This is a genomic window from Enterobacter sp. CGMCC 5087, assembly GCF_003144775.1.
Lineage (GTDB): Bacteria > Pseudomonadota > Gammaproteobacteria > Enterobacterales > Enterobacteriaceae > Enterobacter > Enterobacter cloacae_M.
In genome coordinates, this window is record NZ_QFXN01000024.1 from 1 (window position 1) to 21482 (window position 21482).

At 54.3% G+C, this 21482-nt stretch carries 21 protein-coding genes and 1 pseudogene; 16 read left to right on the forward strand and 6 right to left on the reverse strand.

Annotation, left to right across the window (positions count from 1 at the left end; genetic code table 11):
- Positions 1-1531: glycogen debranching protein GlgX (glgX, locus tag DEO48_RS01565; RefSeq protein ID WP_109844140.1), on the forward strand; the 1531-nt coding region annotated here is incomplete at its 5' end.
- A gap of 2 nt (positions 1532-1533) precedes the next feature.
- Here glgX and DEO48_RS01570 read toward each other — a convergent pair.
- Entirely contained in the window at positions 1534-2079 is a 546-nt protein-coding gene (locus DEO48_RS01570) for a winged helix DNA-binding protein (RefSeq protein WP_109844141.1), read from the reverse strand.
- A 199-nt stretch (positions 2080-2278) separates the two neighbouring features.
- Here DEO48_RS01570 and DEO48_RS01575 point away from each other — a divergent pair, with 199 nt between their 5' ends.
- The 6 genes from DEO48_RS01575 to DEO48_RS01600 all read left to right on the forward strand — a co-directional run bounded on the left by DEO48_RS01575 (position 2279) and on the right by DEO48_RS01600 (position 6573).
- A complete protein-coding gene (locus tag DEO48_RS01575; protein WP_109844142.1) occupies positions 2279-3001 on the forward strand; it encodes a DUF969 domain-containing protein in 723 nt (240 codons plus the stop codon).
- Positions 2998-3984: a DUF979 domain-containing protein gene (locus DEO48_RS01580; protein ID WP_047653330.1), complete on the forward strand. Its 987-nt coding sequence runs from the start codon at positions 2998-3000 to the stop codon at positions 3982-3984. The genes DEO48_RS01575 and DEO48_RS01580 overlap by 4 nt, the downstream gene beginning before the upstream one ends.
- A 9-nt stretch (positions 3985-3993) precedes the next feature.
- Positions 3994-4989 (forward strand): DUF2891 domain-containing protein, encoded by a 996-nt coding sequence (locus DEO48_RS01585; RefSeq protein WP_109844143.1) that lies wholly within the window; start codon positions 3994-3996, stop codon positions 4987-4989.
- Positions 4990-5132: 143 nt separating this feature from the next.
- Positions 5133-5654: a polymorphic toxin type 44 domain-containing protein gene (locus tag DEO48_RS01590; protein ID WP_227412789.1), complete on the forward strand. Its 522-nt coding sequence runs from the start codon at positions 5133-5135 to the stop codon at positions 5652-5654.
- 166 nt (positions 5655-5820) lie between these two features.
- The gene (locus DEO48_RS27065; protein WP_052135639.1) at positions 5821-6066 is read left to right on the forward strand and encodes a hypothetical protein; all 246 of its coding nucleotides are present in this window, start codon (positions 5821-5823) and stop codon (positions 6064-6066) included.
- A gap of 21 nt (positions 6067-6087) precedes the next feature.
- The gene (locus DEO48_RS01600; protein ID WP_023311839.1) at positions 6088-6573 is read left to right on the forward strand and encodes a type VI secretion system tube protein TssD; all 486 of its coding nucleotides are present in this window, start codon (positions 6088-6090) and stop codon (positions 6571-6573) included.
- A 39-nt stretch (positions 6574-6612) separates the two neighbouring features.
- Here DEO48_RS01600 and DEO48_RS01605 read toward each other — a convergent pair whose 3' ends face one another.
- Complete coding sequence (locus DEO48_RS01605) at positions 6613-8013, reverse strand: MFS transporter (protein WP_109844145.1); 1401 nt, start codon at positions 8011-8013, stop codon at positions 6613-6615.
- Positions 8014-8130: 117 nt separating this feature from the next.
- Between DEO48_RS01605 and DEO48_RS01610 the strand changes: the two genes are divergently transcribed.
- The gene (locus DEO48_RS01610; protein WP_109844146.1) at positions 8131-9036 is read left to right on the forward strand and encodes a LysR family transcriptional regulator; all 906 of its coding nucleotides are present in this window, start codon (positions 8131-8133) and stop codon (positions 9034-9036) included.
- A gap of 4 nt (positions 9037-9040) precedes the next feature.
- On the opposite strand, the gene DEO48_RS01615 is transcribed toward DEO48_RS01610, so the two are convergent.
- Positions 9041-10495, reverse strand: coding sequence for a Cu(+)/Ag(+) sensor histidine kinase (locus DEO48_RS01615; RefSeq protein WP_109844147.1), 1455 nt, complete (start codon positions 10493-10495; stop codon positions 9041-9043).
- Positions 10485-11168 carry a copper/silver response regulator transcription factor gene (locus DEO48_RS01620; RefSeq protein ID WP_029741284.1) on the reverse strand — a complete coding sequence of 228 codons (684 nt, stop codon included), beginning with the start codon at positions 11166-11168 and terminating at the stop codon, positions 10485-10487. The genes DEO48_RS01615 and DEO48_RS01620 overlap by 11 nt, the downstream gene beginning before the upstream one ends.
- 162 nt (positions 11169-11330) lie before the next feature.
- On the opposite strand from DEO48_RS01620, the gene DEO48_RS01625 reads away from it, so the two are divergent.
- The 4 genes from DEO48_RS01625 to silA are packed head-to-tail and all read left to right on the forward strand — an operon-like array spanning position 11331 to position 17499.
- The gene (locus DEO48_RS01625; RefSeq protein ID WP_109844148.1) at positions 11331-12716 is read left to right on the forward strand and encodes an efflux transporter outer membrane subunit; all 1386 of its coding nucleotides are present in this window, start codon (positions 11331-11333) and stop codon (positions 12714-12716) included.
- A gap of 28 nt (positions 12717-12744) precedes the next feature.
- Complete coding sequence (gene cusF / locus DEO48_RS01630) at positions 12745-13086, forward strand: cation efflux system protein CusF (protein WP_109844149.1); 342 nt, start codon at positions 12745-12747, stop codon at positions 13084-13086.
- Positions 13087-13097: 11 nt separating this feature from the next.
- Positions 13098-14348, forward strand: a complete 1251-nt coding sequence (locus DEO48_RS01635) for an efflux RND transporter periplasmic adaptor subunit (RefSeq protein WP_109844150.1) — start codon at positions 13098-13100, stop codon at positions 14346-14348.
- A gap of 10 nt (positions 14349-14358) precedes the next feature.
- Complete coding sequence (gene silA / locus DEO48_RS01640) at positions 14359-17499, forward strand: Cu(+)/Ag(+) efflux RND transporter permease subunit SilA (RefSeq protein WP_109844151.1); 3141 nt, start codon at positions 14359-14361, stop codon at positions 17497-17499.
- Positions 17500-17543: 44 nt separating this feature from the next.
- On the opposite strand, the gene DEO48_RS01645 is transcribed toward silA, so the two are convergent.
- A complete protein-coding gene (locus tag DEO48_RS01645) occupies positions 17544-18128 on the reverse strand; it encodes a hypothetical protein (protein ID WP_109844152.1) in 585 nt (194 codons plus the stop codon).
- Positions 18129-18143: 15 nt separating this feature from the next.
- Positions 18144-19109, reverse strand: a complete 966-nt coding sequence (locus DEO48_RS01650) for a hypothetical protein (RefSeq protein WP_109844153.1) — start codon at positions 19107-19109, stop codon at positions 18144-18146.
- A gap of 189 nt (positions 19110-19298) precedes the next feature.
- Here DEO48_RS01650 and DEO48_RS01655 point away from each other — a divergent pair.
- The 4 genes and pseudogenes from DEO48_RS01655 to DEO48_RS01670 all read left to right on the forward strand — a co-directional run.
- Positions 19299-19658: pseudogene (locus tag DEO48_RS01655) on the forward strand (alpha/beta hydrolase); the annotation flags it as partial.
- A gap of 293 nt (positions 19659-19951) precedes the next feature.
- The gene (locus DEO48_RS01660) at positions 19952-20350 is read left to right on the forward strand and encodes a hypothetical protein (protein ID WP_109844156.1); all 399 of its coding nucleotides are present in this window, start codon (positions 19952-19954) and stop codon (positions 20348-20350) included.
- Complete coding sequence (locus tag DEO48_RS01665; RefSeq protein WP_109844155.1) at positions 20347-20682, forward strand: hypothetical protein; 336 nt, start codon at positions 20347-20349, stop codon at positions 20680-20682. Before DEO48_RS01660 ends, DEO48_RS01665 begins: the two co-directional genes overlap by 4 nt.
- 15 nt (positions 20683-20697) lie before the next feature.
- Entirely contained in the window at positions 20698-21054 is a 357-nt protein-coding gene (locus DEO48_RS01670) for a hypothetical protein (RefSeq protein WP_064545481.1), read from the forward strand.
- The last annotated feature ends 428 nt before the right edge of the window (positions 21055-21482 follow it).

Consider the following 21482-nt stretch of genomic DNA (forward strand, 5'->3'; position numbering starts at 1 on the left):
CATTCCGCCGGAGCTGCGCGGCACGTTTGAGGGGATGGGACACAAAGCCTCGGTCGACTACATCAAGAGTCTTGGTATCACCTCGGTGGAGCTGCTGCCTGTTCACTGGTTCCCCGACGACCAGCACCTGCTTGACCGCGGCCTGAAGAACTTCTGGGGCTATAACACGCTCGGCTTTTTTGCTCCGGCGTCGCGCTACTACGGCCCGGCGGGGATCCAGGGCTTTCGCGACATGGTGCGCGCGTATCACGATGCGGGCATCGAGGTGATTCTGGACGTGGTGTACAACCACACGGCGGAAGGAAATGAGCTTGGCCCCACGCTCTCGTTTAAGGGGATTGATAACTACAGCTATTACCGCACCCTGCCGGACCAGCACCGGTACTACATCAACGACACCGGGACGGGAAATACGGTCAATACCTCGCACCCGCGCGTGCTGCAGATGGTGATGGATTCGCTGCGCTACTGGGCGGAATCGATGCATATTGACGGTTTTCGTTTCGACCTGGGGACGATACTGGGCCGCGAGCCGGAAGGGTTTGATCCGCGCGGCGGTTTCTTCGACGCCATGACTCAGGATCCGGTGTTATCAAGACTTAAGCTGATTGGTGAACCCTGGGATATTGGACCCGGCGGGTATCAGGTCGGCGGTTTCCCGCCGGGCTGGGGTGAATGGAACGACAAATACCGTGATACCGTACGCGAGTACTGGAAGGGTGATAACGTCTCCAACGACTTTGCCGCACGCCTGCTGGGCTCCGGGGATCTGTACGATCTGCGCGGGCGTCGTCCGTGGGCCAGCGTTAACTTCATCACCGCTCACGACGGCTTTACGCTGAATGACCTGGTGTCGTACAACGAGAAGCACAACGCCGACAACGGCGAGGACAATAACGACGGGCATAATGACAATCGCTCGTACAACTATGGCGAAGAAGGGCCGACGGAGAACCCAGATATTATTGCTACCCGCGAACGGCAGAAGCGTAATTTCCTGACCACGCTGCTGTTTTCCCACGGCACGCCGATGCTGCTGGCGGGGGACGAGTTTGGCCGCACGCAGAAGGGCAACAACAACGGTTACTGCCAGGACAGCGAAATTTCGTGGATCGACTGGAACGGAATAACCGAAAACGACGCTGCGCTGCGCGAGTTTACCCGACGGCTCATTGCGCTTCGCGCATCGCAGCCGTTATTGCGCCGTGAAAGCTGGCGCGACGGGCTGGAGATCCGCTGGTTCAATGCCGGAGGCGGCCCGCAGCAGGCCGAGCAGTGGGATGAAGGCTCAACGCTCGGCGTCTCCATCAGCAGGCCGGATCTCAGGCAGGAGGACGGCATCTGGCACGACGTGCTGATGCTGTTCAACCCGTTTGAAGGCACCGTGCCGTTCCAGATCCCGCAGTTTGGCGAAGGGGGATGGGTGCTGGAGCTGTCTACGGCAGATGGCGCTGCCACCGGGACAGCGTTCACCGAAACCGTAGAGTACGAACTGGCCGGACGCAGTATTACGCTGTTCAGACGTCCTTAGCCCTAGAGTGATGCCGCCGCGCGGGCGGCGGTGTCATACAGGGAGGAGATCGTGCGTAACAGCTGCGCGGTTTCGCCAATCGACTTCCCGGCTATGCCGCTCTCCGCGTGGATTGCGATCAGACACGCCTCCCGCACGTCCCGGTATTTCATGCACAACGCTTTTCCTTCCTCGGTAGTCGAGAAAAAGAGCTCTTTGCCCGCTTTCTCGCTCGTCACGTACCCCGCTTTGACCAGCTTTTTCAGGGCGTAGGTCACCACGTGGGTATCTTCCACGTTAAGAACGAAACAGATATCGGCCAGCTTTTTCTTGCGGTCGCGGTGGTTCACGTGATGCAGCAGCGAGACGTCAAATGCGCCCATATCGGGTTCGCCGGCTGCTGTCATGCAGCGCACCATCCATTTATTGAACGCGTTGCTGGTCATGATCAGCGCGTACTCCAGCTCTGACAGCTCCGCGCAGCGCTCGGACACCAGATGACGGGAAGAGACGAACCGGCCATCGTTGATATCGTCGAGGTCGGGTGAAGCACTCTTTTTCGAGGTCATAACGTTCCTTAGCCAGAAATGTAAACTCATCGATAAAATAAGAACATTTTATTGATAATTTGTTTACATGTTTTTGAGGTTCAGATATAGCTTTTTAGCGCAGGTTTTCCGAAACCTGACGAAAAACACAACATCGCTCGCCGCAAATTAAAAAAATAGCCGTCGGCGCGCAACGCTCACTTTGGATAGGGTAAACGTTATGGACGGTACTACGCTGTTGCCGCTGATCGGGATACCGATCGTGGTTATTGGTTTTGCACTGCGCTTCAACCCGCTGCTGGTGGTCGTGGTGGCGGGGCTGGCGACGGGTCTGCTGGTCGGTATGGATTTCGGGATGCTGCTGGAGACCTTTGGCGAAAAGTTCGTGAATAGCCGATCGCTGGCGACCTTCATTCTGATCCTACCCGTGATTGGTCTGCTGGAATATTACGGTCTCAAGGAGCGCGCCCAGGCCTGGGTGGCTAAGATCGCCAGTGCCACCTCGGCGCGTATTCTGATGCTCTATTTTGTCGCCCGTGAGGGCACCGCCGCGCTGGGGCTGATGTCGCTGGGCGGTCATGCTCAGACGGTGCGCCCGCTGCTGGCGCCGATGGCCGAAGGGGCGGCGCTGAACGAATACGGCGAGCTGCCGCAGCACATCCGCGACAAAATCAAAGCCCATGCCGCCGCGTGCGACAACATCGCGGTCTTCTTTGGCGAAGATATCTTTATTGCCTTCGGGGCGGTGCTGCTGATCGACGCGTTCCTGAAAGAAAACGGTATTCCGGGCATCGAACCGCTGCATATCGGCCTGTGGGCTATCCCAACCGCCATCGCGGCATTGGTTATTCATATGACGCGCCTGCTGCGCCTGGATGCCAGCATCCGTCGCGACGTCATGGCCTGGCGTGCAGAGCAGGACACGCAGGAGGCCACGCAATGATGACGCTTATCACCATTAACCGCGTGTACTACCTGATCGGCTTTGTCGTGATGCTGCTGGTTGTTATGACCCTGCGCGATCGCGCCAATCCGAAGCGTTTTACCACGGCGCTGTTCTGGTTTTTATTCGGCGGGATCTTCCTGTTCGGTGACCTGATGGTGCAGGAGCTGGGCAAATCGCTGGCCTACCGAATAATCGGCGGGGGCGTTATCGCTATCGCGCTGCTGGCGGGTTTTGGTCTTGTCGGGAAAGGGCACTATAAAATGTCCACCGAAGACGAACGTCTCGCGTCGTCAAATCGGCTTAAAAACTGGCTATTCCTGCCGGCGCTGATGATCCCTGTGGTGACGGTTATCGGGACGCTGTTCCTGAAGGGCGTGTCGATTGGCGGCGTGTTCCTGCTCGATCAGAAACAGCTCACCCTCGCGGCGCTGTGCGTGGCCTGCGTCGCGGCGATCCTCACCGGCTGGTGGCTGACCAAAGGCACGCCGCTGCACGCTATTCGCCAGTCTCGTCGTCTTGTCGATACCATCGGCTGGGCGGTGATCCTGCCGCAGATGCTGGCCATGCTCGGCGGCGTGTTCGTGGCTGCCAACACCGGTGATTCGGTGCAGAAGGTGGTGAGCCTGTTTGTGAACCCGGATAACCGCTTTATGCTGGTGGTGATTTACTGCGTAGGGATGGCGCTGTTTACCATGATCATGGGAAATGCGTTTGCGGCCTTCCCGGTGCTGAGCGCCGGCATCGCCTTGCCGTTCCTGATTAACGTGCATCACGGCAACCCGGCGCCGCTGCTGGCGATTGGCATGTACGCGGGCTACTGCGGCACGCTGATGACGCCGATGGCCGCTAACTTCAATATCGTTCCCGCCGCGCTGCTGGAGCTGAAAGACAAATATCAGGTGATCAAGATCCAGATCCCGACCGCGTTAACCCTGCTGGTGGTGAACGTGTTCCTCATGTATTTCCTCGTGTTTCGCTAAGGAGCTGTTATGGAATTAACGCAACATCAGGCTGACGCGTTTGCCCGCATGCCTTTGACCTATTTGCGCCAGGAATACCCGAACCACATCATGCACCTGCTGAATGATGATGGCGACGTGCTGCCGCCTCGCGAACTGCACCCGATTTTCTACGGCTGTTTTGACTGGCACTCGGCAGTGCACGGCTACTGGCTGCTGCTGCGCTGCGTGCGCCTCTACCCTGAACTGCCGAGCCGGGATGCGATCGTCGCGCTTGTCGACGAGCACCTGACGGACGAGAACGTGGCGAAGGAGCTGGCCTATTTCACCGCGCCATTCCGCGCCTCGTTTGAGCGCCCGTATGGCTACGGCTGGCTGCTGGCGCTGGCCCAGGAGCTAAAACAGTCGTCGCTGCCGCAGGCCGCTGGCTGGTACCGGACGCTTGAGCCGATAACCCAGGATATTCGAAACCGGCTGGTGGATTATCTCAGCAAGCTCACCTATCCGATCCGCGTAGGCACGCACTACAACACGGCGTTTGCCCTCGCGCTGGCGCTGGATTACGCCCGCGCCGTGGAAGATAGCGCGCTTGAGCAGGCGATTGTGACGGCGGCGGAGCGGTTTTATCTCGCCGACACGCGCTATCCTGCCCACTACGAGCCCGGCGGCGATGAGTATATTTCCGGGGCGCTGACCGAGGCGCTGCTGATGAGCACGGTGTTAAAAGACTTCCCGGCCTGGTTTGACGCGTTTCTGCCGGATGTCGGCTCCGTTGCGGCGCTGATGAACCCGGCGGAAGTGAGCGATCGTACCGACCCGAAAATTGCCCATCTCGACGGATTAAACCTCAGCCGCGCCTGGTGCATGAAGCATATTGCCAGAGCGCTTCCCGCTAACAATCCGGCGCAGCAGGCGCTGCGCGAGGCGGTAGCGAAACACCTGACGGCTAGCGTTGAGCATGTTGTCGGCAGCCACTACAGCGGCGGGCACTGGCTGGCGAGCTTTGCGCTGCTGGCGCTGGAGTAAACGAACGCGCCGTCTTTCTTGCCGGGTGGCGCTGCGCTTACCCGGCCTACATTGTGCAAAGCTTCCTTGTAGGCCCGTGCAAGCGTAGCGCCGTCGGGCGAATCAGGCTGATGCCCGAACCACAGGGCGCAGCCTAAATTTCTTTGATTTTTAATGCGATCAATACCTTAATCGGTTATTTTTCCGTCATTTGTCTTGAAACAGATATCTTTTTTACTATCGCAAAAGTGTACGATACGCGGCCATATATCTATGTGAAAAGAATGGTTAATATGGCTGTTATACCTTTGTTACCAAAAGAAGGAATCGCGCTCGCATTAGCAAACATGAGGATTGCAAGAGCGCATGGTATGAGTAGAAATATGGCTATCCCTACAACCTATCTTTGGTTTTATCAAAAAGTAAGAAATAAGGGGCCGTGGGATTACAAGCAAGGACACCCTGAGTTAGCAAACTTTGGGAACTTCAATTATGGTTCGGCTGGCTATGCTGCCGGGATACCATCAGAAACGTTATTGATGGGGGCAGGATGGGCGCAGGAAAGAGCTAAAACCTCCAAAAAGAAATGGAGGCACTGGTATCAAAAACCGCCATATGGGGATGATCCTCACGATCAGTTTTGGATAAGTCAAGGGATTGAATATGCAAAGAAACACGGTTATTAAACGGCTTCATTGTTTACTCACAACGATTTTATTGATCGTTGTTTGCGGGTTTCTGACATATCAATACTATTTTAATGCACCTCCTCGCGATAGCTTTGTCAGCAAACAGAAACTATCTGATACCGTCACACTGTACATAACAAAGTATGATGACGGAGGAGCTACGGTGTCGGATATTTACCGCTTCTATTTAGATAAAGACAAAAGCGGGAACATTATGAAGGCCCTTAAAGATCGATCGCCGTTCCTTGAAGCCAATACAAGCAATGTTACAGCTTCTGCTTATGGGAACACGGTAAATATAAAAATCACAGGTAAGGTTTATTCATTCACTAATTCGGATCTGTTCTATGCAGATGGTGTAGCGATCATGCCTGTAATTAACCTCATAGCAAATGGAATAAGAGATTAATTAGCATAAGGAGTTTTAGAAATGGCTGTACCAGTACACCTCTTTTTGAAAGACGATGGTGGAGCAATGATCCGTGGCGGTTCTGATGTTGCAGACCGTGAAGGAAGCATAGAGCTTAGAGATCTTATCCATAACCTGAGCATTCCAACAGATGAGGCAACAGGTAAACTTACAGGTACAAGGCAACACTCAGCTTTCAGTTTAACAAAAGCAATTGATTCATCTTCACCCTATCTATACAAAGCAGTGGCTACAGGTCAAACGCTTCAAAGTGCTGAATTAAAGTTCTATCACATCAATGATGCTGGTCAGGAAGTGGAATACTTCAATATTCTTATGGAAGGTGTGAAAGTCATTTCAATAACTCCAGTTATGCATGATACAAGAGATTGTCCCGGTACTGGTCACCTGGAAAATGTATCTTTGCGATACGCAAAAATCACATGGAAAATCCTGGACGGAAATATTCAATACACTGATGCGTGGAATGAACGCCTTACAGCGTAGGCGTTATAAACGAGCAGCGCCGGAAGGCGCTGCAACAGTTTACGCTGATGCCCGAACTGCAGGGCGCAGCCGACTCACGCTAAATAACACCGATCCCGTTGAGGCTATCACGGCTATCCACAGCGCAAAATGCACGGCCCGGTCATGGTCTGATTCGATCGTCGCCAGCAGCACGCCCACCGCGGCGGCACCGAGACACTGGCCGAATGTCCTCACAATCGACAACACGCCGGAGGCGTAGCTCGCATATTCCCGCGCCACGTTAGAGAGCATCTCCCGGTTATTGGGGCTCTGGAAGCAGCCAAACCCAATCCCGCAAACCAGACTGCGCAGGCAGATATTCCATGCGGAAGGGCTTTCCGGCAGCGTCGCCAGCAGGATCAGCCCACCGACAAAAATCATTAGCCCGATTGTCGAGATCAGCGGCGCGGAAATCGTATCTGCCCAGCGCCCCGCGTGCGGTGCAATCAGCACGATGCCAATCGGCCACGGGGTGAACAGCAGCGCGGAGACCACAGGGCTGTAGCCATACACGCTCTGAAACAGGAACGGCAGCGCGACAAAGGTGATGCCCTGACTGACAAACGAGGCCAGTGAGGTCAGGGCTGCGAGGGTAAAGCGTCCGTTTTTGAACATGACGGGCGGCAGTATGGGACTTTGCGCGCGCCGAATCCGCCAGATAAAGGCGAGGGCGCTGACCAGCGTGAGCAGCCCCCAGCCTGTGGCCGCCTGGTTAATTTCTTGCGTCACGCGCTGAAGGCTGTCGGCCAGCATAATCGCCGAACCTAACAGCGCGGCGGAGAGCACGGCGCCCGGCGCGTCAAAGGGCGAGCGGTCAATGGCCGTTTCCCGCGGCAAGGCCCGCCACGCCAGCAGCAGGGCAACGCTGCCCGGGACAATGTTAATGGCGAACAGCCACTGCCAGCTCAGCGCGTCCAGTATCGTTCCGCCCAGCACGGGGGCAATCGCCGTGCTGGAGGCGATAAGCAGGGCGTGCAGCCCCAAAATGCGGCCAAGCAGTCGACCCGGAAAAACGGAGCGCAGGATCGCCGGGGCGATACTCAGGGTGGCCGCGCCGCCGATGCCCTGCAGAATACGCATGCCGGTTAACATTTCCGGCGTTGCTGCCAGCGCGCAGCCGAGCGAGGTGAGCGTAAAGGTGGCAAGCCCGGCAAGAAATACCGGGCGATAGCCCACGCGCGCCGCCAGCGCCGCGAAGATGGCTAGCGTCATTGCCGCTGACAGCAGGTAACCGTTGGCGAACCAGACCGCAACGTTCGCGGGAACCTGCATCGCCCTTGCCATGGAGGGCAGCGCGATGTTGATCATGGTGCCGTCAAAGACGCCCATCAGCGTGGTGGTCATGACGGCGGCCATGACCCGGGCGCGTTCATGACCGGGTAAGCCTTCATCGCCGGGCAGGTTTGAAAATAGCGTCATCGTCGTTACTCCGCATAAGAATAGTGATGACGAAACTATAATCATGCGGTATACAGGGCGGAAGACGCAGCATTTGCACTTAATCGTTGCATATAACGCCTTATCTTAGGAGTCACCTTGGTCGATCCTGACTTTAACCTTCTGGTTGCGCTCGACGTTCTGCTGGCCGAAGCCAGCGTGGCGGGCGCGGCGCGACGTTTGAACCTCAGCACCTCTGCCATGAGCCGCACCCTGAGCAGGCTGCGGGAGGTGACAGGCGATCCGATCCTGGTACGGGCCGGTCGTCATATGGTGCTGACGCCCTGGGCCGAAGCCACGCGGGACCGCGCCAGAAGCGCCGTTCATGAGGCGAGGGCTGTGCTGCAGCCCTCCACCGACGCGCTCAAGGTGGAAAGCCTCGAGCGGCTGTTCACCATCAGAGCCAACGACGGTTTTGTGGTGGCGTTTGGGCCACTGCTGATTGCGGCGGTGGCGAGCGTGGCGCCCGGGGTGTGCATCCGCTTCTCGCCGAAACCTGAAAAAACCTCGCGCTATTTGCGTGAGGGGCTGGTCGACCTGGAGATCGGCGTGCAGAGCAATATGGGGCCGGAAATACGGCTGCAACGGCTCTTTCAGGATCGTTTTGTTGGCGCGGTGCGCAAGGGACATCCGCTGTCATTACAACATGACGTCAGCCTTGACGATTATGTCGCGTGGGGCCATGTGGTGGCCTCACCGGACGGATCGCTACACGGGTTTGTCGATGACGCGCTGGCGGAACGGGGGATGAAACGCAAGGTCGCCAGCGTGGTGCCCGGATTTCCGACGGCACTATCCGTGGCGCTGGCGTCCGATCTCATTGCCATGGTGCCGGCGCTGTACCTGCTCAATCAGCCGATGAACGAGCGCGTGCACGTTTTTGAGCTGCCGTTTAAAACCCGGACCATTACGGTGTCGCAGATGTGGCATCCGCGCATGGAACGGGACCCGGGGCATCGATGGCTCAGGGAAAAGGTGCTGGAGGTGTGTCGGACCGTGCGCTGACGCCTCAGGCCACTTTTCCCGGCACGGAGAGGATGAAGCGCGTCGATACCGCATCCGATTCCACGCGGACTTTTCCGTGGTGCGCGGTGACGATGGACTTCACGATGGCAAGCCCGATCCCGCTGCCTTCGCCTTTGCGCTGCCTCGACGGATCGACGCGATAGAAACGATCAAACAGCTTTGCCAGATGTTCCTGAGGGATCGGCTTACCGGGGTTTTCTATCATCAGTTCAATGTCGTTATCCTGTTTTCTGAGTGAGACTGTCACCGTTTTGCCCGCTGGCGTATAGCGCAGGGCATTGGAGAGTAGATTATTTACTGCTCTTCTGAACATCTGCGGATCGCCTTCTATCAGGCAGGGCATCCCGTTAAATTTCAGCGTAACGTTGCGTTCTTCCGCCCAGGCTTCGAAGAAATCGAAGACTTTCATGACCTCCGCACTTAAATCAAACATCACCCGGTCAGGGATGAGCTGATTATTATCCGCCTGCGCCAGGAAAAGCATGTCGCTGACCATCCGGGTCATCCGGTTGTACTCTTCAAGGCTGGAGTACAGAACATCTTCCAGCTCTTTCTGCGAGCGGTTCTGGCTCAGCGCGATTTCCGTTTGCGTCACCAGGTTGGTGATGGGAGTTCTGATTTCATGCGCAATATCGGCGGAAAAATTCGCCTGACGGGTAAAGACATCTTCAATCTTTTCGATCATATGGTTGAAGGAGATGACCAGCTGTTCCAGCTCAACGGGCACGCGGGACGGCTCCAGCCGCGCGTCCAGGTTTTCTGAAGTGATATTTTTAATGGCGTTGCTGACGTTACGCAGGGGCAAATGTCCCTGACGAACCGCGATGCGAATGACAAGAATAATCAGCAGGCTGATCGCCGCGGCAATCGCCAGGAGATTCTTTTTCAGCGCCTCAAGGTAGTGCAGATGAAAATTGATGGAGAGCCCGATAAGCATGACGTAGCCCTGCGTTTTGCCCTGCAGCGTCGCCGTGCCTGAAGAGGCGATAATCCGGTAGGTTTCCATTTTCATGTCGGACCCGGCGTGCATGGGGTTGGCCGGGTCCTCTACCGTCCAGAGAAACACATCCTGCGCGCGGCGGTGTTCGCTAAAGTTCGCCGTGTTCATTGCCGGGCGCAAAGCCGCCCCTTGCGCCGAGCTGAACAGGGTATTGCCCTGCGGATCCAGAAGCAGAACGGCCACGTTGCGGTAGCTGGCCATCGACTCTTTGATTTTACTGATTTTCTTTTGGTCAGGATCGCCCGGAGACTGCAGGATGCGGTGCATCGCGGTGCTGATTTGCTGCAGATCGCTGACATCCTGCTCGGCGAAATGCTTTTCAACGGAATGCAGCATAAACCAGGTAAAGGCGAAAAAGGCCAGTATCGTGGAGAGGCTGATAAAGAAGGTCAGCCGCAGGGCAAGAGAAAAGGGGCGCCTGGCAAGCTTAACGCGCATCCGGTACCTCCAGCATATAGCCCACACCGCGCACCGTCTGGATCAGCTTCGGTTCAAAATCGTTATCGATTTTCGCCCGAAGCCGCTTTACCGCCACGTCAATCGCGTTTGTGTCGCTGTCAAAATTCATGTCCCACACCTGGGAGGCAATCAGGGAGCGGGGAAGCACCTCTCCCTGATGACGCATGAAAAACTCCAGCAGGCTGAACTCTTTGCTGGTTAACGAGATGCGGCTTCCGGCCCGGCTTACTTTTCTCGACACGAGGTCAACCGTCAGGTCTGCCACCTGAAGCTGGCTTTCCGCAATCACCGTATTTCCGCGTCTCAGCAGCGTCCTCACCCGGGCGAGAAGCTCAGCAAAGGCGAAAGGCTTAATCAGATAGTCATCTGCGCCCAGCTCAAGCCCTTTAACCCGGTGTTCAATCGTGCCGAGAGCCGTGAGTAACAGGATGGGCATCCCTTTACCGGCCGAGCGGAGCATGCGGACAATATCCCAGCCGTTCACATCGGGCAGCATGATATCCAGAATCAGCAGATCGTATTCCGCGGTCATAGCGAGATGGTAGCCGTTCAGGCCGTTATCCGCGTGGTCTACAACAAACCCCGCTTCCGTCAGCCCCTTACTCAGGTACTCACCGGTTTTCATTTCGTCTTCGACGATCAGTATTTTCATCGTGCTCCCCTGACTGGCTGCTGATGACATTCTAGTGAGCGTACCGCCGTTAACAATGACTTACGCTAAAAATGACAACATTGTCATTATCCTGTCACCCGTCAAACAGGATGCGTTGCGTAGAGTAGCCCTAAAACTACTCTGGACTTTATTTGAACCGTTATGTTCCTGTTAAAACGACTAAGCATCAGTACGGTATTTATTCTGGCAGGCTGCGTCTCGCTGGCTCCGGAGTACCAGCGGCCAGAAGCACCTGTCCCCCGGCAGTTTTCGCTCTCCCGTAACGGCCTGACGCCCGCGGCGGCGGGGTATCAGGACACCGGCTGGCGCAACTTTTTCGTCGATCCTCAGGTTGCGGGGCTGATTACGGAGGCCCTGAAGAACAATCGCGATCTAAAAATGGCCGCCCTGAAGGTCGAGGAAGCCCGGGCGCAGTTCAACGTGACGGATGCGGACCGCTATCCTCAGCTGAATGCCTCCTCGGGCATCACGTACAGCGGCGGGCTGAAAAGTGACAAACCCACCGCGCAGCAGTACGACGCGGGCATTGCGCTTAGCTACGAACTCGACTTCTTCGGCAAGCTGAAGAACATGAGCGATGCCGACCGACAAAACTTTTTCGCCAGCGAAGAGGCCCGTCGCGCGGTGCATATCCTGCTCGTCTCTAACGTGTCGCAGAGCTATTTCAACCAGCAGCTGGCGTATAAACAGCTGCGCATCGCGCGGGATACGCTGAACAATTACCAGCAGTCTTATGCGTTCGTTGAGCAGCAGCTGGTGACGGGCAGTACGAACGTCCTGGCGCTGGAACAGGCCCGGGGACAGATCGAAAGCACGCAGGCAGAGATTGCCAAAAGAGAGGGTGAGCTGGCGCAGGCCAATAATGCCCTGCAGCTGGTCCTCGGCACGTATCGCGCGCTGCCGGGCGACGGCGGCATGAACGCCAGCGACGTTGCGCCGGTAAAACTGCCTCCCCATCTTTCCTCAGCGATACTGCTGCAGCGCCCGGATATTATGGAAGCGGAGTATCAGCTTAAAGCGGCCGATGCGAATATCGGTGCGGCGCGCGCCGCCTTTTTCCCGTCGATTTCCCTGACCAGCGGGCTTTCAACGGGCAGTACGGAGTTGTCCAGCCTCTTTACGTCAGGGAGCGGGATGTGGAATTTTATTCCTAAAATCGAAATTCCCATTTTTAATGCGGGCAGGAATAAGGCCAATCTGAAGCTGGCTGAAATTCGCCAGCAGCAGTCGGTGGTTAATTACGAACAAAAAATTCAGTCCGCCTTCAAACAGGTTGCCGACGCGCTCGCGCTGCGGGACAGCATTAACCAGCAGCTTGCTGCACAGCAGCGGTATCTTGATTCGCTACGCATCACCCTGCAGCGGGCCAGAGGGTTATATTCCAGCGGCGCGGTCAGCTATATCGAAGTGCTTGACGCGGAGCGTTCTCTTTTCTCTACCCAGCAAAATATTCTCGACCTTATTTATGCCCGGCAGGTTAATGAAATTAATCTCTTCACCGCGCTCGGCGGCGGTTGGGTCGAATAACGTTATTTAATTAAACAGGAAAATAATCATGCACAATTCACTTAAGGCCGTTGTATTTGGTGCGATCTCCATTGTGTTTTCTGTCAGCCTCCAGGCTGAGGTTCATCAGCACGAGATGATGAATGCTGCCAGCGAAGGGGCCTCAGAGCAGGTCATCACGGGGGCCGGCATCGTGAAGGACATTGATCTCACGAATAAAAAAGTCACAATTTCCCATGAAGCGATCCCGGAAATTGGCTGGCCCGCGATGACCATGCGTTTCACGTTTATTCAGGCTGACGAGAGTATCAATGCCTTAAAAGTCGGCAGCCAGGTGAATTTCTCGTTTGTTCAGCAGGGCAATCTCTCTTTACTCAAGAGCATTAAATAGCGAGACGCGGCATGGCCTCAGTAAAAATAAAATATGCTGCCATGATAGTCAGCAGCCTTATTGCGGGAGGGCTGATATCGGTGACGGCATGGCAGGCGCTTCATTCATCTGAAAAAACAGAAAATAGAACCTCTGAAAGAAAGGTACTTTTCTGGTATGACCCGATGAAGCCAGACGTTAAATTCGATAAGCCCGGCAAATCGCCGTTTATGGATATGGATCTGGTACCGAAATATGCGGATGAAAACGCCAATAAAAGCAGTGCCGGTATCCGTATTGATCCGACACAGGTTCAGAACCTCGGATTAAAAACGCAAAAGGTGACGCGCGGAACGCTGAACTATGCCCAGACCATCCCGGCCAACGTCAGCTATAACGACTATCAGTTTGTCATTGTGCAGGCGCGCGCGGAAGGCTTTGTGGAAAAAGTGTACCCGCTGACGACGGGCGATAAGGTGAAGAAAGGCACGCCGCTCGTTGATATTACCATTCCTGACTGGGTAGAGGCGCAGAGCGAGTTTCTGCTGTTATCCGGCACCGGCGGAACGCCGACGCAAATCAAAGGGGTTCTCGAACGGCTTCGGCTGGCGGGTATGCCGGATGAGGATATTCAGAGGCTGCGAGCGACCCGCACTATCCAGACCCGGTTTACCATCAGGGCGCCGATCGACGGTGCGATCACGGCCTTTGACCTGCGTACCGGCATGAATATTTCCAAAGATAAGGTGGTAGCGCAAATTCAGGGGATGGATCCGGTCTGGATCGGCGCGGCAGTGCCTGAATCCATTGCTTATCTGCTAAAAGAGACCTCGCAGTTTGCGGTTTCGATACCGGCTTATCCGGATAAATCCTTCCCGGTTGAAAAATGGAGTCTTCTGCCGAGCGCGGATCCAACCACCCGTACGCTGCAGGTGCGCCTGCAGGTCGATAACAAGGATGAGCTGCTGAAACCGGGCATGAACGCGTACCTGAAGCTGAATACCCAAAGCCAGGAAATGCTGCTGATCCCCTCCCAGGCCGTTATCGATACCGGCAAAGAACAGCGCGTGATTACGGTTGATGCGGACGGGAATTTTGTACCGAAAAGGATCCACGTTCTGCATGAATCTCAGCAGCAGTCCGGCATTGAGAGCGGACTGGAAGAGGGGGAGTCGGTGGTGGTCAGCGGTCTGTTCCTGATTGACTCGGAGGCCAATATTACCGGTGCGCTGGAGCGCATGCGCCACGCCGAAGCTGCTGACGGCGCGCACTCTGGCCATTAAGGAGACGATGATGATTGAATGGATTATCCGGCGGTCGGTCGCCAACCGTTTCCTGGTCATGATGGGGGCGCTGTTCCTCAGCGTCTGGGGCACCTGGACGATTATTAACACGCCAGTCGATGCCTTGCCCGATCTCTCTGACGTTCAGGTGATTATCAAAACCAGCTATCCCGGCCAGGCCCCGCAGATTGTTGAAAACCAGGTCACCTATCCACTCACGACCACCATGCTGTCGGTTCCCGGCGCAAAGACCGTGCGCGGTTTTTCGCAGTTTGGCGATTCGTACGTGTACGTCATTTTTGAAGACGGCACCGATTTGTACTGGGCCCGTTCGCGCGTGCTGGAGTATCTGAACCAGGTTCAGGGCAAGCTGCCTGCTGGCGTGAGCTCCGAAATCGGTCCTGATGCCACGGGCGTGGGCTGGATATTTGAGTATGCGCTGGTGGATCGCAGCGGAAAACACGATCTCGCTGAGTTGCGCTCATTGCAGGACTGGTTCCTGAAATTTGAATTGAAAACTATCCCGAACGTGGCCGAAGTGGCCTCCGTCGGCGGCGTGGTGAAGCAGTATCAGATCCAGGTTAATCCGTTAAAACTGGCTCAGTACGGCATTAGCCTGCCGGAGGTTAAGCAGGCCCTTGAGTCGTCTAACCAGGAGGCGGGGGGATCGTCAGTTGAAATGGCGGAAGCGGAGTATATGGTCCGCGCCAGCGGCTATCTGCAGACGATGGACGATTTCAATAACATCGTTCTGAAAACCGGCGAGAACGGGGTGCCGATTTACCTTCGCGATGTTGCCCGCGTACAAACGGGTCCGGAAATGCGCCGCGGTATTGCCGAGCTGAACGGGCAGGGGGAAGTTGCGGGTGGCGTGGTCATCCTTCGTTCGGGAAAAAATGCGCGCGAAGTCATCACGGCGGTGAGAGATAAGCTTGAGACGCTGAAGGCCAGCCTGCCGGAAGGCGTTGAGATTGTGACTACCTACGATCGCAGCCAGCTCATCGATCGGGCAATCTACAACCTGAGTTCCAAACTGCTTGAAGAGTTTATCGTGGTGGCCATCGTCTGCGCCCTGTTCCTGTGGCACGTTCGATCTGCGCTGGTCGCGATTATCTCTCTGCCGCTTGGCCTGTGTATTGCCTTTATCGTCATGCATTTCCAGGGATTGAACGCCAATATCATGTCGCTGGGAGGCATTGCCATTGCCGTCGGCGCGATGGTGGATGCCGCCATCGTCATGATTGAAAACGCGCACAAACGGCTGGAAGAGTGGGATCACCAGCATCCGGGAGAGCAGATTGATAACGCCACCCGCTGGAAGGTGATCACCAACGCCTCTGTCGAGGTTGGCCCGGCGCTGTTTATCAGCCTGCTGATTATCACCCTGTCCTTCATTCCTATCTTTACCCTTGAGGGTCAGGAAGGGCGGCTGTTTGGTCCGCTGGCCTTCACGAAAACGTACTCCATGGCGGGCGCGGCCGCGCTGGCTATCATCGTTATCCCCATCCTGATGGGGTTCTGGATCCGGGGTAAGATTCCCGCTGAGACCAGTAACCCGTTGAACAGGCTACTGATTAAAGCCTATCACCCGCTACTGATTAAGGTGCTCCGATGGCCAAAAACAACCCTGCTGGTTGCGGCCTTGTCCATCTTCACGGTGATCTGGCCTCTCAGCCAGGTGGGCGGCGAGTTCCTGCCGAAGATCAACGAAGGCGATCTGCTGTATATGCCGTCAACGTTGCCGGGCGTTTCTCCGGCAGAAGCGGCCGCGCTGTTACAGACCACGGACAAACTCATCAAAACCGTACCTGAAGTGGCCTCGGTGTTTGGCAAAACCGGCAAGGCCGAAACGGCAACGGATTCCGCGCCGCTCGAAATGGTGGAAACCACCATCCAGCTCAAGCCTGAGAATGAGTGGCGGTCCGGCATGACGATTGACAAGATTATTGACGAGCTCGATAAGACCGTTCGATTGCCCGGCCTGGCGAACCTCTGGGTTCCGCCCATTCGTAACCGCATCGATATGCTTTCGACCGGGATCAAAAGCCCGATTGGTATCAAGGTGTCGGGTACCGTTTTGTCGGATATCGACGCCACGGCGCAGAGCATCGAGACGGTAGCCAAAACGGTGCCGGGCGTGGTGTCTGCCCTGGCTGAACGTCTGGAGGGCGGGCGCTACATTGACGTCGATATCAACCGGGAAAAAGCCTCGCGCTACGGGATGACGGTGGGCGATGTACAGCTCTTTGTCTCCTCGGCCATCGGCGGCGCGACCGTAGGGGAAACGGTGGAAGGCGTCGCCCGGTACCCGATTAATATCCGCTATCCTCAGGACTACCGGAACAGCCCGAACGCGTTGAAGCAGATGCCGATCCTGACGCCGATGAAACAGCAGATCACGCTGGGCGATGTGGCGGATATCAACGTGGTTTCCGGCCCCACGATGCTGAAAACGGAGAATGCCCGGCCTGCGAGCTGGATTTATATCGATGCCCGCGGCAGGGATATGGTGTCGGTGGTGAACGACATTAAGACGGCCATCAGTCAGAACGTAAAGCTGAGGCCGGGCACCAGCGTCTCATTCTCCGGGCAGTTTGAGCTGCTCGAACACGCCAACAAGAAACTGAAGCTGATGGTACCGATGACGGTGATGATCATCTTCATTCTGCTGTATCTGGCGTTCCGTCGCGTGGATGAAGCGCTGCTGATCCTGATGAGTCTGCCGTTCGCCCTGGTCGGTGGAATTTGGTTCCTTTACTGGCAGGGCTTCCATATGTCTGTGGCAACCGGCACCGGTTTTATCGCTCTGGCCGGGGTGGCAGCAGAATTTGGGGTGGTCATGCTAATGTATTTGCGTCATGCCGTTGAGGCTCAGCCGGCGTTGTCCCATCGGGACACATTCACAGAACAGGCGCTGGATGGCGCCCTTTACCATGGCGCAGTGCTGCGCGTGCGGCCAAAGGCAATGACCGTCGCGGTGATCATTGCCGGTCTGCTGCCCATTCTGTGGGGGACGGGCGCAGGGTCAGAGGTCATGAGCCGGATAGCGGCGCCCATGATTGGCGGGATGATCACGGCGCCGCTGTTATCGCTGTTTATTATTCCGGCGGCGTACAAGTTAATTTGGTTGCGCAGGCATAAAAAGCCATAAAAAAAAAACCGCCAGCGATGGCGGTTTTTTTACGGAATGAACGCTTAGCGCGCTGTTTTAGCACGCGTCTGGCTGAGAAGCTTGCGCCAGGCACGATTATGCAGAGTAAACAGCAGCATCTTATAGAAGGCGGTGGAAAGGATACAGCTGCCGCTAAGCAGTAGCATGCCGATACTCACTAGCGCCGCGGTCAGACTGACGCCCGGAGCAGTGCTACCGCTCATCGCGACCAGCAGATAGGCTGCCGTTAATACCAGGCTTATCACCGCCAGCGTAAGGTGTAACCGCACGGCGCGCATGCTGCCTTTGCCAATCATAAACATCGTCACGCCATTAAGGCCAGCGAACAGAAGGGCGATCAGGACAACCCAGACGAATACGTGTTCCGCTGGCTGGTCGAGTCCGGCGAGTATGCCATACCCCAGCCACAGCTGAGGAATAGCGAAACTGACAATCACCCCGAGGGTACTAATCGCCGCTGGAATACCCATGGTGTGTAGACCTACAGGTTTGCCCATTTCGTCAGCCAACTCAGTCTTTAGCTGTTGCAGCTGTGTCGGGGAGGCATTGCTTATGCTGGTAGCCACCTCGTTACAGCGTTGCAGGCGGCGGGAAAAAACTTTAACCATTTGAATACTCAGCGTTTAGTTAGACGAAAATGACTGCAACAGACCGACTACATAGCGCCCGGACTGGACGGTGTTTTGAGGATTGCGGATCGTCCCCGTGAGTGAACTGCCAACAAAGGCCGATGCGTTGTTCACAGCACTCATCAGCTCACGTTGCAGTGATTTCTGTAATGATTCGCTGGGGAAACGTTTCGGGTAGACGCCTGCGCGGATCGCTGCCTTCACACTGGCGCTGGAAATACCTGGATTCTGCGCTTTAATGATCTCTTCCGTGATGCGCTTACGCTCGGCACGGCTCAGGCTTTGGAACCAGGCGGTAACTTTACTTGAGGATGCCGCTTTCATCAGCTTGTACGTTTCTAAAGTACCTCGCAGCGCGGTTCCTGCCGCAGCCAGCGAAATGACATCCAGAACCGTCGTGGTAGCTACATACCAGTCCTGGCTGTCGAGCCAGGCAACATCGGAACCATGATCGTTATGGATAGCCAGCAGACGGCCCGCGCCAATCATGCATTGTGCGCCCGTTGCCAGCGTACCGGACAGGCTAATCGCAGCAATCACACCAGACCCGCCAGCGGTAAAAGGCACTGCCGCACCGGCTCCAAACGCCATAACAAGCGTAACAATCATCGCGCCACAGGCAAAACCGGTTGAGGTAATTTCCGTAGCAAGTGAGGGAGTCGTTAGCGTCGCCACCACAGCTTTTTCTGCACTGATTTCCTTAGCATCCGGAATTTTACTGATTACCACATGGCTGACGGTGCTCTGATTCACATCTGCAATGCGGCGTGAAGGGCGTACCAGCCAGCGCTGTTTGCCATCATCAAAAATGATGCCGACATTGTAAAAATTACGCGTGCAGTCGAGTTGGGCGGCCAGCTTTTTAAAATCGATATCAGCACCGGTTTGTAGTCCCAGGCTGCGCGAAAGGTCATAAGAGGGAAGGGTGCTGTCAGGCGACTGCTGACCTGGTAAGTTCATCGGGGAAGCTCCTTCATTCCGTGAGGACAATTAATTAGCAGGGTAATTTATTGAAGAAATTTATGATTCGAACACTAAGACTTAGATAATAGCAGCGTTAACTCGGTGAGCAAATGATATTGCTTGACTAAAATGTAAACGATACCAGGGGGTATTAAACCTTACCCGCAGACTCTCTTAATTCAGTAATTGAAGGGCAGTGAAGCACAGTTCCTCGTGGACTATGCGGACTATTACATGACCAAGCGCGGATATCATCCACGAGCCGTCAACTCTGGCAATTAATGGTCCGTGACAACGCCGATGTCCTTCATGAATTTCCCGCTGATGACTTACATTAGGGAAATTTCTCCGCGTCCAATCCTGTTCATTCATGGCGAAAAAGCGCATTCGCTTTACTTCTCCAGAACGGCTTATGAAGCGGCAAATCAGCCAAAAGAGCTGCTGATTGTTAAAGATGCCACGCATGTCGATTTATATGATCGTATGGATAAGATCCCGTTCGATAACATCACGGCATTCTTCAATAAATATCTGAATAAAAGATAACTTCCTCAGTAATCAATGCAGTGACCCAAAGGTCACTGCATTGATTTGAGAGGGAAGGCAACTATGAGGGTTTTGACTGAACGGTTGATAGCTTCTTCTCTGATGCCCATACCTAATTTAACATAATATACATTATGCGCACCAACATAGAATCAGGCAGAATCCGGAGATTTGTAGACGTCATTGGCCTGGTCATAGATGGCCACGTTTGTGCGCATAACGATTGAAATGTCTTGCGGCCTTCACTGGGATTATCGGGCTCTCTGATAATTTATCTGATGGACCACATTCAAATGAAACGATTGATGTTGACTCTGGCTACATGCCTTTCTTTTCCCGTTTCCGCGCTGGCTGACAATATCGTTTGTCATGATGGCTGGAGTATTGAGCGACACGTAACCGGAAGTGCTGATAGTGGTTTTCTGAGTTACGTAAAAGATGCAGGTGTCATTAAACTATTCCATCGTGGCAAGCTGATTTCTGAAAAGCGCATTCAGGACATTCAGCAATCTGTATATCAGACCGGTGGAGCTCCGCTTGTTAACTACGAGTTTGATGTTGATAAAAACAGTTTCTATATCCTTGCTCTGGATATGAGCACTCAGGGTGTATCAGGCGGTGAGCCGGATATCAAACTTTGGGGTACTGATGTAATGGGAATTGATTGCATTTTACAGGGAAGTGCTGAATGAAAAACTTAATCACCCTTCCCTTATTGATATCAATCTCCAGTCTGATGTTTGCAAGTCAGGCAATGGCAATAACTTCATCACAGATGCAGATGAGAATCAGTGCTACCTGTGATTCATATGCGAACTTTGCCAGAATCGCTGATTCAGATGTTATTTATGGTGCATGTATCACTGGGGCAAAAGACTCCATGCAGCGCCGTAATTCCACCTGCGAGAAGAAAATAAAGAAATTTAATGAACAAGCGGAAACTCTAATTGGAATGAAGCGAGCTGAGTATATTGAGGTTGCACAAGCGTATCGTACTGGCTGCAATATTGGAAAGCGAAACTAGACAGGGATAACATAAATGAACACATCTTTTTTGACAAAGTATCTTTCAAAGTTATCACTCATCATAAATCTCGTGTTGACTGTGATGCTGTGGTTCTGGTGTATCGGAACCAGCAATCCCGACTTCTTTAACTTAATGCAAGCTTATACTTTTCTCCCCGCCGATACGATAAAGGTCGCAACAACCATTATCTTTGTCATATGGGTAATCAGAAGCATAACAGCATATGAAGCGAAGGTTATCCAGTTTACTCAAGCTGACCTTTTAAAACAAATTCTTTCAGAGCTCAAATCCTCAGAAAGAAGAAATAAAATGAATGAAATTGATAAGGCAAAAGATAGAAAAGTGAACTTCGATGATGTCGATATTTAAATAACCCCCCCCCATAACTAATGAGAGCCTTCAATAATATGGAGGCTCTTTTCATTTTGTGATTTATCTTTTGTCAGCTCAAGCCGTAATGTTTATTTTGGTTTATTCTTTGTAAACTCAAGCCGTATGGCTCTCCTGCGGAGGGCTTAATACTGGAACAATATTGAGAGAGATTAAGATAAGATTCAGGGGTAAGGATAAGTACAGAAAACCGATTAAGATAAAAGAGTAATAATAGATATATAAAGAGATTAACCCCGGTTGGCGATTTGGCGATGGTAGCATGGATATTTTAATCTGTATATAAATTATATTTATTTTTTATTTCTCCACCCTATCGGGTGAATATGGAGCAGCCCTACACCTGAGTACAATCCGTGTAATGCCCTGCGAGCCACTTTAGCAGTACTGGCAATGCAAATGCCTGC